This is a genomic window from Tateyamaria sp. GN1-10, assembly GCF_055693845.1.
In genome coordinates this window covers 2,658,588-2,671,049 of the sequence record NZ_JBVFUR010000004.1, presented here as the reverse complement: position 1 = coordinate 2,671,049, position 12,462 = coordinate 2,658,588, and the positions used below count along the sequence as shown (strand labels likewise).

General features: G+C 59.6%; 8 protein-coding genes and 1 pseudogene. 6 read left to right on the top strand and 3 right to left on the bottom strand.

The features are described from left to right. Window positions 1-2,749, bottom strand: a pseudogene (gyrA, locus tag ACZ1HN_RS15130) (DNA gyrase subunit A). A 193-nt stretch (window positions 2,750-2,942) separates the two neighbouring features. Here gyrA and ACZ1HN_RS15125 point away from each other — a divergent pair. Next, window positions 2,943-3,212 carry an usg protein gene (locus ACZ1HN_RS15125; protein WP_472728103.1) on the top strand — a complete coding sequence of 90 codons (270 nt, stop codon included), beginning with the start codon at window positions 2,943-2,945 and terminating at the stop codon, window positions 3,210-3,212. Between the two features lie 285 nt (window positions 3,213-3,497). Here ACZ1HN_RS15125 and ACZ1HN_RS15120 read toward each other — a convergent pair whose 3' ends face one another. After that, complete coding sequence (locus ACZ1HN_RS15120; RefSeq protein ID WP_472728102.1) at window positions 3,498-4,439, bottom strand: radical SAM protein; 942 nt, start codon at window positions 4,437-4,439, stop codon at window positions 3,498-3,500. A gap of 208 nt (window positions 4,440-4,647) precedes the next feature. Between ACZ1HN_RS15120 and zwf the strand changes: the two genes are divergently transcribed. The 5 genes from zwf to ACZ1HN_RS15095 all read left to right on the top strand — a co-directional run bounded on the left by zwf (window position 4,648) and on the right by ACZ1HN_RS15095 (window position 11,895). Continuing rightward, window positions 4,648-6,099 carry a glucose-6-phosphate dehydrogenase gene (gene zwf, locus ACZ1HN_RS15115; RefSeq protein WP_472728101.1) on the top strand — a complete coding sequence of 484 codons (1,452 nt, stop codon included), beginning with the start codon at window positions 4,648-4,650 and terminating at the stop codon, window positions 6,097-6,099. Beyond that, window positions 6,096-6,764, top strand: a complete 669-nt coding sequence (gene pgl, locus ACZ1HN_RS15110; RefSeq protein ID WP_299596816.1) for a 6-phosphogluconolactonase — start codon at window positions 6,096-6,098, stop codon at window positions 6,762-6,764. The genes zwf and pgl overlap by 4 nt, the downstream gene beginning before the upstream one ends. Window positions 6,765-6,769: 5 nt before the next feature. Then, window positions 6,770-8,344 carry a glucose-6-phosphate isomerase gene (gene pgi, locus ACZ1HN_RS15105; protein ID WP_472728100.1) on the top strand — a complete coding sequence of 525 codons (1,575 nt, stop codon included), beginning with the start codon at window positions 6,770-6,772 and terminating at the stop codon, window positions 8,342-8,344. Between the two features lie 258 nt (window positions 8,345-8,602). After that, entirely contained in the window at window positions 8,603-10,087 is a 1,485-nt protein-coding gene (locus tag ACZ1HN_RS15100; protein ID WP_472728099.1) for a peroxidase family protein, read from the top strand. Between the two features lie 188 nt (window positions 10,088-10,275). Then, a complete protein-coding gene (locus tag ACZ1HN_RS15095) occupies window positions 10,276-11,895 on the top strand; it encodes a long-chain fatty acid--CoA ligase (protein WP_472728098.1) in 1,620 nt (539 codons plus the stop codon). A 12-nt stretch (window positions 11,896-11,907) separates the two neighbouring features. Here the strand turns inward: ACZ1HN_RS15095 and ACZ1HN_RS15090 are convergent, their stop codons facing one another. Beyond that, window positions 11,908-12,462 carry a hypothetical protein gene (locus tag ACZ1HN_RS15090; protein ID WP_472728097.1) on the bottom strand — a complete coding sequence of 185 codons (555 nt, stop codon included), beginning with the start codon at window positions 12,460-12,462 and terminating at the stop codon, window positions 11,908-11,910.

The window sequence follows — 12,462 nt, the reverse complement described above, 5'->3', positions numbered from 1 at the left end:
TCAGCCTTCGCCGCCTTCTTCCTCTTCGTCGCCCTGATCAGCGATCCATGCGACGCTGACGACTTCTTCGCCCTTGCCGGTGTTGAAGACGCGTACGCCTCCAGCGTTGCGCGAGCGGAAGCTGATGCCATCCACGGGCACGCGGATTGACTGACCCTTGGATGTGGCGAGCATGATCTGGTCATCCAAGTCGACGGGGAAGGATGCCACGATGTCGCCGCCGCGCATGGCCTTGTCCATCGCCGCCACGCCCAAACCGCCGCGTCCACGGACAGGATAGTCATGGCTGCTGCTGAGCTTGCCCGATCCTTGCGCCGTGATCGTCAGGATCAGGTTTTCGGCCGCAGACATTTCTGCATAGCGTTCCTGGCTGATGGTTGCGTTGGCGTTGGTTTCTTCCTCGTCGGATGCTTCGCCATCGTCGGCAAGCCCGGCAACGGCGCGGCGCATCTTGAGGTAGGCAGAACGTTCATCGCTGGTTGCATCGAAGTGGCGTATGATCGACATGGATACGACGTTGTCCGACCCGCTAAGCTTGACACCACGCACGCCCACCGAGTTCCTGCTGTTGAACACGCGCACGTCGGTTGCCGGGAAACGGATCGCACGGCCCGAATTTGTCACCAGCATCACATCATCATCATTTGATGCGATGCGTGCGTTGATCAGGGTTGTCTCGGCGTGTTCATCCTCGAACTTCATGGCGATCTTGCCGTTGCGCATGACGTTGGTGAAGTCAGACAGCTTGTTGCGGCGCACGGTCCCGGCAGAGGTGGCAAACACGACCTGCAGGTCGTCCCATTCTTTTTCATCCCGGTCGACTGGCATGATGGCGGCAATGCTAACCCCTTGGGGAATAGGCAGAATGTTGACGATGGCCTTGCCCTTGGACGTGCGGCCGCCCTGCGGCAAGCGCCATGTCTTGAGCTTGTAGACCATCCCGTCGGTCGTGAAGAACAGAAGCTGCGTGTGGGTATTGGCGACGAAGAGGGTGGTGATCACATCCTCTTCCTTGGTCTGCATGCCCGACACACCTTTGCCACCGCGCTTCTGGCTGCGGAAATCGGCAAGCGGGGTGCGCTTGATATAACCGCCGGAGGTCACGGTCACGACCATGTCCTCGCGCTCGATCAGGTCCTCGTCTTCCATGTCGCCAGACCAATCGACGATTTCGGTGCGGCGGGGCACGGCGAAGAGCTCCTTCACCTCGGTTAGCTCGTTCGAGATGATGCCCATGATCTGCTCGCGGCTTCCAAGAATATCGAGGTATTCTTTGATCTTAGCTGCCAGTTCTTCAAGTTCGTCAGTGACTTCCTTGACCCCGATCTGGGTCAGGCGCTGCAGGCGCAGATCGAGGATCGCGCGGGCCTGGATTTCGGTCAGGTTATAGGTGCCATCATCGTGCATCTTCGACAATGGGTCGTCGATGAGACGGAGGTAGCTTTCGATCTCTGCTGCGGGCCAGCGGCGTTCCATCAGCTTGGCGCGCGCCTCTGCGGCGTCGGCGGAGGAACGGATAGTGGCAACAACTTCGTCCACGTTTGAGACCGCCACTGCGAGACCACACAGGATGTGTGAGCGGTCGCGAGCCTTGCGCAGATCGAAGGCAGTACGGCGGATCACCACTTCTTCGCGGAAGTCGAGGAAGGAGGTCAGGAAGCGCCGGAGCGTGAGTTGTTCGGGGCGTCCGCCGTTCAGCGCCAGCATGTTGCAGCCGAAGGAGGTTTGCATTGGTGTGAATCTCAAACAGCTGATTCAAAACGACTTCTGCGGTCGCATCCCGTTTCAGTTCGACCACCACGCGGACGCCGTTGCGGTCGGATTCGTCCTGAACGTGGGAAATCCCCTCGATCCGTTTGTCGCGAGCGGCCTCGGCGATGCGTTCGATCATCGTGGCCTTGTTCACCTGATACGGGATCTCGTCGATGACGATGGCGTAGCGGTCTTTGCGCAGCTCTTCGACACGGGTCTTGGAACGAACGATGACGCTGCCGCGCCCTTCGAGATAGGCTTTGCGCGCGCCGGAGCGGCCCAGCATGATGCCGCCCGTCGGGAAGTCGGGACCAGGCACGTAGTCGATCAAGGCTTCGGACGACAGGTCCGGGTCTTCGATCAGGGCAAGGCAGGCGTCGACCACTTCACCCAGATTGTGGGGTGGGATATTGGTCGCCATGCCGACGGCGATGCCGCCCGCACCGTTGACGAGCATGTTGGGGAAGCGCGATGGCAGGACCGTTGGTTCGCGGTCTTTGCCATCATAATTGTCTTGAAAATCAACGGTGTCCTTGTCGATGTCGGCCAGAACAAAGGCGGCGGGTTTGTCCATCCGCACTTCAGTGTAGCGCATGGCCGCGGGGTTGTCGCCGTCCATGGAGCCGAAGTTGCCTTGCCCGTCGAGGAGCGGCAGGGACATCGAAAAGTCCTGTGCCATGCGCACCAAGGCGTCATAGATCGCGCTGTCGCCATGGGGGTGGTATTTACCCATGACATCACCCACGGGGCGCGCGGATTTGCGGTAGGATTTGTCGTGCGTGTTGCCGGTTTCGTGCATCGCGTAAAGGATGCGGCGGTGCACTGGTTTCAAGCCGTCGCGCAGATCGGGGATCGCACGAGACACGATGACAGACATGGCATAGTCCAGATAGGACGTGCGCATTTCGTCTTCGATCGAGACCGAGGGGCCATCATAGGCTGGCCGTTCGGGCATCATTTCATCATCGTTTTCAGGAGGTTGGGGCGTGTCGTTCACGTTGATCTGCTCGTTCTGTCGCGTGCGCTATATATTGCGGTGCAGTCTATCAGAAAGCGCAGATAGGGTGCAATGGTGCGGAGGCGATGGTTGTTAGCAGTCTGCCGTGTCTGGTGCCAAGATACTGTTTTTATTGAAAATTAATACTCGATCCGTTCTGCTAGACCAACAAGGCAAAAAACGGAGGCGAAACATGGCAGATACCGAAACGGAACTGATGTTGAAAGGATATGGCCTGACAACGGCCGAAATGATCTACCACATGCCGGATTACACGCACGTGTTGAACACCTTTGTCTGGCAGGACTATGACCTCGCGCCGGACCATCCGCGCTTGTTCAAATTCATCGACTTCTGGAAGACCGAGATTGAGGGAGCACTGCATTCCGTGCGCTTCACCCATCGCAAGATGATCGCGCCTAGGGAGTGGCGGAATGTGACGGGTGAATTCACGGTGCACTGAGAGGTTAATGGAGCGCGCGTTGCGGTGCGACGGGCGGTTGATCGACCAGACTGCGTGTTTTGAGACGCAAACTGCGTATTTTGTGGGGTCGTTTTTGACCTGATTTCGGTATCAATTTTCGAAACTCCACATTTTGGCGGGAAAACAGCGTCTTTTGGATGCGCGGGGCCCATTAGCCCATTGGTAAGGTGTGTGCCGACGTTAACCTTTGTCGGTTTTGGTCCGTCGCGTGCACTCTTTGCTTGCGCAAATTCGCCCACCCGCCGGACCCGGGATGCGTCGCGCTCAGGCGGAACAGGAGGCGCCGCCGAGAACGCAGAACTTGGCGCAATGTGGGTGGTTCAGGGAGACGTCCGCCTCGGCCTGCGCGAGCGTTTCGCCCATCTCGAATTGCGGGTCGTAGGGCAGGAGGGTGCAGGCCAGCACCGCGGGGGCTGCGGCCCCTTTGCGTTTGACCACCATCCGGGATGAAGAACACATCACCGCGTCGGGATGTTTGTTCAGGATGCCCCAGCAGGCGGTCGTGATTTCGGGCACTTCGACATTGGCGTCCATTTCGGGGAAGAGGACCGTCATGCCGGGGTCCTGGGCGTCGATGTCCCAGCCGTGTTTGGCAAAGAGCGCGGCATATCCGGCGCGTGCCTCATTTTCGTCTTCTGCCATTTCGATCCGGCCCGCGACAGCCAGTCGAGCCCCGATGGACGACAGCCAATCCACGCCGCGCAGGGTTTTGGCGAAGGTGCCGACACCGCGTTCCGTGTCGTGGACAGCGGCTGCGTGGTGGTCGAGCGAGATGCGGAAGGTCAGCTTGTCACCATAGGTTTCGACCAAGGGCACGATGCCGGCCTTGACCTTTGGGCGCATCATTGGGGCCATGGCGTTTGTCAGGATCAGAACATCGTATCCGCGATCCAGCGACCGTTCGACCATGTCGAGGAAGGCGGGGTTCATGAACGGTTCGCCACCGGTAAAGCCAATCTCGCGCACGTTCCAATTGCGGTCTTCAAGCTGGTCGAGATAGCTGGAGACTTCATCGGCCGTCATATATTCCAGCGCATCATTGGTGGGCGAGCTTTCGATGTAGCAGTTGGCACAGGCGATGTTGCACAGCGTGCCGGTGTTGAACCAAAGGGTTTCGGGATGGGTCAGCGCAACCGTTGCCCGCGCTTCGCCCTTGGCCGTTACATGGGGGTCCTGGAACTTGTCCAGATTTGCCAAGTCTTTCATATCGCCTGTTTCCGTCTTTTTCTGTGCGGTCCGAGGGTAGAGTTATGTCGCGCGGGGGCAAGGTGAAAGCGGACTGTGTCCCATTGACGGCTTTGTGATAGAAATATGTGACCGTGTGATGCAGGTGCAGCATCGGGCGTTGAGTATCTGTTTGAATCTGCTAGTGGTAGCGCAAACATTTTCTAGGCATGCAAGAGGGAGCCTTGCCATGGTATCGCGCGTTATCCCGGTCGATCCGTTTGATCTGGTGATCTTTGGCGGCACAGGAGACCTTGCACGCCGCAAGATTCTGCCGGGTCTGTTCCGCCGTTTTTGTGCAGGGCAAATGCCCAAGGGGGCCCGTGTGATCGGTGCTGCACGCGGTGATATGGACAGCGCGGCCTATCGCGACTTCGTGGCCGAGGCGATTGCAGAGTTTGGTGGGATCCACAGCTGTGAAGAAGGCACGCTGGCCGGTTTCCTGGAGCGGATGGAATTTGTCACGATCGACGCCCGAGGCGACAAGGGCTGGGACGAGCTGGCGAAACTGGTCCGCCCGGATGTGGTGCGTGCGTATTACTTCTCTGTCGGTCCAAGCCTGTTTGCGGATCTGGCCCACCGGTTGAACGCGCATGGGCTGACCGATGCGGACAGCCGGATCGTGGTGGAAAAACCTTTTGGCCGCGATCTGCCCTCGGCAAAGGCGCTGAACCGCGACCTGGCCATGCATTTCGACGAAAGCCAGATTTACCGGATCGATCACTATCTTGGCAAAGAGACGGTGCAGAACCTGATGGCGGTCCGCTTTGGCAACATGCTGTTCGAGCCGTTGTGGAATTCGCAATATGTCGACCACATCCAGATCACCGTGGCCGAGACGGTCGGCGTGGGTGGTCGGGGTGAATATTACGACAAGTCAGGCGCGATGCGGGACATGGTGCAGAACCACCTGATGCAGCTTTTGTGCCTGATTGCGATGGAGCCGCCATCCAAATTCGATCCTGATGCGGTGCGCGATGAAAAGTTGAAGGTGATCAGGGCGCTGGATGATGTCGAGCCGTATCACATCGTGCGCGGTCAATATGAAGCGTCCGAGAGCGAGCCCGGCTATCGCGAGGCGGTGGGGGACCCGCGCACGCGCACCGAAAGCTACATTGCCATGAAGGTGGGCATTTCCAACTGGCGGTGGGCGGGGACGCCGTTTTACCTGCGCACAGGCAAGATGCTGAAAGCCCGGTCCAGCGAGATCACCGTGGTGTTCAAGGAGTTGAATCACTCGATCTTTGGTGAGCAATCGGATCATCGCAATGTCCTGTCGATCCGGTTGCAGCCGAACGAGGGGATTACGCTGGGCGTGACAATCAAGGAACCCGGTCCCGGGGGGATGCGGTTGGTGGATGTGCCGCTGGATATGTCCTTTGCCGAGGCGTTGGGGGCGGATGGCGCGGATCAGACCGATGCGTATGAGCGTTTGATCATGGATGTGATCCGTGGCAACCAGACCCTGTTCATGCGTGGCGATGAGGTCGAGGCGGCTTGGGCCTGGACCGATCCGATCATAAATGGATGGGAAGCGCGTGGGGAAGTGCCGAAGACCTATGATGCGGGCAGCGAAGGGCCAGTGGATGCCGTTCAGCTTCTGGCCCGCGACACCAGAGTGTGGAGAAAGGTGGCCCCATGAATATCGTTGAGTATCCTGACCGTGACCTGCTGGCCATGGGACTGGCCGATGCGCTGGCGAGCGAGTTGAAGAACTGCCTGCTGGTGCATCCCTCAGCCTCTTTTGTTGTGCCGGGCGGGACGACGCCGGGCCCGATCTTTGACAGTCTGTGTGCGGCTGATCTGGACTGGTCGCGCGTCAATGTCATGCTGAGCGATGAGCGCTGGGTGCCGGAGGATCACGACAGGTCGAACGCGAAGCTGCTGAAGGATCGGTTGTTCCAGAGCCGTGCGGCGCAGGCCAAGTTCGTGCCGTTCTACAGGGACGGGCAAACGCCTGAACAGGCCTCTCCGGCTCTGTCCGAGCAATTGGCGGACCAGATGCCAATCTCGCTTTTGTTGCTGGGGATGGGTGCGGATATGCATACGGCGTCCCTTTTTCCGGGGGCTGTGGGGCTGGACACGATGCTGGCCGATAACGCGCCTTTGGTTGTGCCGGTGTCGGTTGCGGGGCAGGAGCCTCGGATCTCGTTCTCAGGTCCGGCCCTTGCGGGGGCGATGGCAAAGCATCTCGTGATCTATGGCTCCGAGAAGCGGGCGGCGTTGGAGCGCGCAGAGGGCCTCGACCCGGTTGAGGCGCCCATCAAAGCTGTTATGAGCGGCCTGACGGTGCACTGGGCGGAGTAAGAGACATGTGGAACGCTTTGAAGGCCAAGGCGGAGGCCGTGTCCGGTCGCGCCCTTCTGGACCTGTTCGATGATGCGCGTGCGGATGTGTTCGCGGTTCAGACGCAGCACATGCTGTTCGATTATTCCAAGACCAACATAGACACTGAAACACGTGATATGCTGCTGGACCTGGCCGAGACATCGGGCGTTGCGGCACGGCGTGATGCGATGTTCTCCGGTGAAAAGATCAACGAGACCGAGGGGCGGGCCGTTCTGCACACGGCCTTGCGGAACCTGGATGGTGGTCCGGTTCTGGTCGATGGCGAGGATGTCATGCCGGGCGTTCTGGAAACGCTTGGCCGGATGGAGGCTTATGCAGGCGAGATCCGCGGCAGTGCCATCACCGATGTGATCAATATCGGGATCGGCGGGTCGGACCTTGGGCCTGCCATGGCTGTTCAGGCGCTGACGCCTTATCACGACGGGCCACGCTGCCATTTCGTGTCGAACGTAGATGGCGCGCACATTGCGGACACGCTGTGCGGGCTGGATGCGAAGACGACATTGGTGATCGTCGCGTCCAAGACATTCACCACGATCGAGACCATGACGAATGCGCGCACGGCGCGGGCGTGGATGCTGGATCATGGTGGCGATCCGGCGGCGCAATTTGCGGCCCTGTCGACCAACCTTGAGAAAACATCCGAGTTCGGGATTCCGGCGGAGCGTGTGTTTGGTTTCGAGGATTGGGTCGGGGGCCGCTATTCGATGTGGGGGCCGATTGGCCTGAGCCTGATGATGGCCGTGGGGCCGGATGGGTTCCGTGCCTTCCTGCGCGGCGGACAGGATATGGACACGCATTTCAGGGCTGCTGAGGGCGTCGAAAACATGCCTTTGATGCTGGCCCTTGTTGGCATCTGGCATCGGCAGGTGCTGGGGCACGCGTCACGCGCCGTTCTGCCTTATGATCAGCGGCTGGGGCAGTTGCCTGCCTATTTCCAACAGCTTGAGATGGAATCGAACGGCAAGTCGGTGACGATGGATGGAGGTGGTGTTCCGGTTGAGAGTGGTCCCGTTGTCTGGGGTGCACCTGGCACGAACGGACAGCATGCGTTTTATCAGCTGATCCATCAGGGCACGTCAGTCATTCCCTGCGAGTTCATGGTGGCCTGTGCGGGGCATGAGCCGGAATTGAGCCATCATCATGACCTGCTGGTCGCCAATTGTTTGGCGCAGTCCGAGGCGTTGATGCGCGGGCGCACGCTGGATGAGGCGCGCGCGAAGATTGCCGGCAAGTTCGAGGGAGACGAGTTGGAGCGTCAGGCGGCGCATCGGGTTTTTGCCGGCAACCGGCCGTCTACCACGCTGATTTATCCCACGCTTGATCCGTTCACCCTGGGTCAGATCGTGGCGCTGTACGAGCATCGGGTGTTTGTCGAGGGCGTCATTCTGGGCATCAACTCTTACGACCAATGGGGCGTTGAGTTGGGCAAGGAACTTGCAACGGCGTTGCAGCCCATTGTCGAGGGGGCGGCGCCTGCAGATGGCAAGGACGGCTCCACCCAAGCGCTGGTCAAATATCTGCATGCGCACCGCTAAAAGCAGCTGTCGAATGGTCTGAACGGCGCCCCACGCGATCCATTTCTATGGAGACGGGGTGTTTTTTAGTTCAATTCAGGATTGTATCCTTGCGAAAAAACTGAGTTATTTGGCCTTTGGTGAGCGGTTATTCGCCCAAACTTGTGGCGGTCAGGAATGCCTGACCTGACCCGGTGCTGTGTCCGGATGTAATAATGTTGCGCAGGGCGCGCCATATTTTGCGCTCTGTTTCTTTAACATGCACCGGAGGCCAATATTATGGCTGGCACACAACACGGGCTGACACGGCTCGATCAACTTTTCAAAACGTGTATTCATGGCAAGGGACCCTCAAGGCCCTTTGCGCAGACACTGGGGCGGGTCTTGTCCGCGAACCCTGTTCACATCAAGAACATCAACCATGCAGATGTCATTGCGGCGCTGGATGAGCTTGCCCAATCCATGGGTGTGACCGAGAACGAGGACGGACATGCGGATGCTGGCATGACCTTTCTTGGCCAATTCGTGGATCACGACATTACGCTGGATGCGACATCTGCCCTTGGCTCCCGTATCGATCCTTCGACCATCCCGAATGTGCGGACGCCGAGCCTTGATCTGGACTGTGTCTATGGGGCGGGGCCGGAGGCGTCACCGCATCTTTATGGTGAGGGCGAGGCAGAGCAGTTTCTTGTCTTTGGTCGCAAAGACAATCCGCGTGACCTGGCCCGGACCTGTGCGGGCAAGGCGCTGATTGGCGATCCGCGCAATGACGAGAACATCCTCGTGGCGCAGGTGCAGGCGATTTTCATCGAGCTGCACAACATCCTGATGAGCAAGCGGGTTGAAGATGGCGATGATGCGAAGGACATCAAGACCTGCGCCCATGAGGGCCTGCCGAAACATGTCTGGCATGATCATGTCAGCCCAAAGCTGACCAACTTTGAGGAGGTCCGTCGTTTCATCCGGCTGCATTACCAATGGATCGTGTGGTGCGAATTGCTGCCTGCCTTTGTCCAGCAGGAATGTCTGGATTGGGCGCTGGACAACCATGCGTTCGGTTGGGATGCACCCGTCATGCCGGTCGAGTTCACCGGTGCCGGGTATCGCTTTGGTCATGCCACCACCCAATTCGAGTACGCGTTGACGGAAGGCGCCGATCCGAAGGGGCTGTTTGCAACCCTTGGCTTTGGACGCAGGCCAACAAGCGGGAACATCGATTATGCCAAGTTCTTTGGCATGAATGGGGCGGTCGCCTCGCAAAAGGCGCGGCCGGTGGGGCCGAAACTGGGTATGCCGCTTTTGAACCTGCCCTTTGTCCATGCGCCGATTGAACTGGCGGATATCGAGGAAACGCTGACCTTGGATCAGTCCCGCAACCTGGCCCTGCGCAACATGGTGCGCGACCGCTATACCTATCAGCTGGCCAGCGGTCAGCATATGGCGGCGCATCTTGGCACGCATGCCATCGATCCGCCCGCGATCCTCAAGGCCAAGGGCATCACCAAGACGCCGCTGTGGTTCTATTGCCTGCAAGAGGCAAAGGAGAAGGGTGATGGCAAGCTGACCGGGGCCGGGGGCCGTCTGGTGGCGTCGGTCTTTGCCAACCTGCTCAAGCGTGACCCGACCACGTTCCTGCATGTGCCGCATTTCAAGCCGTGGCATGGGTTCAAGGGGCAGCCGAGTGTGTTGGCCGGTATGATCGCCTATGTCGAGGCGCATCGCGGTCACATTCAGCACGCCAAGGCGCTGCAATGCGGCTGATCTGAGCCTGAGGCGTTCGAACGAGGGGCTGGCCGGTGGCTGGCCCCTTGTCTTTGCGTCATCCCGTGCACGCCACGCTTGCATGGGCCGTCGCCCCTTGGCAGGGTTGACCCAAGGGAGGAACGCGCGGGGCCGGGGAGGGCCGTGCAGGCAAGGCGTTGCTCTGACAGGAAAAACGGGAGGCGCCGATGCTTGGCCAAATGATGAACTACCCCCTGACCATTTCTTCACTGGTCGACCACGCGGCGCGGTATCATGGTGAGACAGCCATTACGTCTGTGAACACAGGTGGCGGCGTGGAAGAGACGACATGGGGGCAGGTTGGGGCCAATGCCCATCGGCTGGGCGACGCGTTGCTCAAGCTGGGTCTTGAACCGCATGCCCGCTGCGCCACTATTGCGTGGAACAACCGGCGGCACCTTGAGATTTACTTCGGTGTCTCAGGCGCCGGTCTGGTCTGCCACACGATCAATCCGCGCCTGTTTCCCGAACAGCTGATCTATATCATCAACCATGCCGAGGACCGGGTGCTGTTTATCGACCGCACCTTTGTCCCGCTTGTGAAAGCCATCCGCGACAAGATCCCGGGTGTGAAACATGTGGTGCTGATGGAAGGCCGCGACGAGGCGGCCGCGGCGGAGATCGAGGGGCTGGAGTTCTATGACGATTTGATCGCCACCGGATCACCTGATTTCGCGTGGCCGGAATTCGACGAGAATACCGCGTCGTCGCTTTGCTATACGTCGGGAACGACGGGAAACCCCAAGGGTGTTCTGTATTCCCACCGGTCCACCGTGCTGCATGCCTTTGCGTCGAACACGCCTGATTGCATTGGCTTTTCGGCCCGCGACGTTGTGCTGCCCGTGGTGCCGATGTTCCATGTGAATGCGTGGGGCACACCTTATGCCTGTGCGCAGGTGGGCGCGCGGATGGTGTTGCCGGGCCCGGGACTGGATGGGCCGTCGCTGGTAAAGCTGATTGACGGGTGCAAGGTGTCTATTGCCCTGGGTGTGCCGACGATTTGGCTGGGGCTTTTGGGTGAGGCTGAGAAATCCGGGTCGCAACTGACATCGCTCAAACGGACCGTGGTTGGTGGGTCTGCCTGTCCGCCATCGATGATTGCCGCCTTCCGCGAGACATATGAGGTGGAGCTGATCCACGCCTGGGGCATGACAGAGATGTCGCCGCTTGGCTCGTCCAACCAGCCGTTGGCCAAACACGCCGACTTGCCGATCGAGGCGCAACACAAGCTGCGCGAGAACCAGGGCCGTCCGCCGTGGGGTGTAGAGCTGGAAATCATGGATGATGACGGCAACCCATTGTCCCATGACGGAGAGGCACAGGGCGCGCTGATGGTGCGGGGGCACTGGATCCTGGACAGCTATTTCCAGAAGACCGTAGACGAAACACTGACCGGCGGCTGGTTTGACACCGGTGATGTGGCGACGCTGGACCCGGATGGGTATTTGTCGATCAAGGACCGGTCCAAGGACATCATCAAGTCGGGGGGCGAGTGGATTTCGTCCGTGGATCTGGAAAACATTGCCATCGCGCATCCGGCCTTGGCCGATGCTGCGGTGATTGGTGCGTGGCATGAGAAATGGGACGAGCGGCCTGTTCTGGTCGCCGTTGTGGCTGAGGGGCAGGCGCCCAGTGAAGCTGAGATTTTGGCTGTTTTCGAAGGCAAGATCGCCAAGTGGCAGGTGCCGGACAAGGTGGTGTTCACCGACGTGCTGCCGCGCAATGCGACCGGCAAGGTGCTCAAGCGGAACCTGCGGGAGGAATTTGGCGAGGTGTTGATCGGCTAGAGGCCGTATCAGTCAGCGATTGCGCCGGGTCCAACCCGTCTTGGTCACGGCACCGTTTTCGAAATGCTGATAGTCTCGGTCGAGCGCCACGCCGTATTGGTCGATGCAGACCGTGCCTTTCTCAAACAAAGTGCCTGGTGATACCCGGTCTTCATGCTTGGTGTAGTGCCTGGTGCCGCCTTTAAATGTGACGGTAGAGACAACATTGCGCCTGCCATAGCGGGAATGGGATTCTGTGTACTGACAGGTGCCCGGCGTCATGCTGCAATCATGTGGGGTGAAGGTGACCGTGCCGCTCGGAACGCGTGCCTTGACCGTGTCGCCGGCACGGTCCGACCAGGAGGTGACCTTGACGGGCTGGCCCTGGCTGGCGTCGCGGGTGTAGCGGAATTTGAAGAGTGGGCCGTTCTGGCCCAGGTACTTGACCGTGGCATTGCCGTTGTCCGCGTGCCACGTGAACGTTGCGCCCTTGGGAAGGGCACCCATGTCGTAGGCTGGTTGCGCAATGACGGGGTGCGCAACGAGCGCGCTGATTGCCAACGTGGCAAAGCAGAAGCGACGATGCAT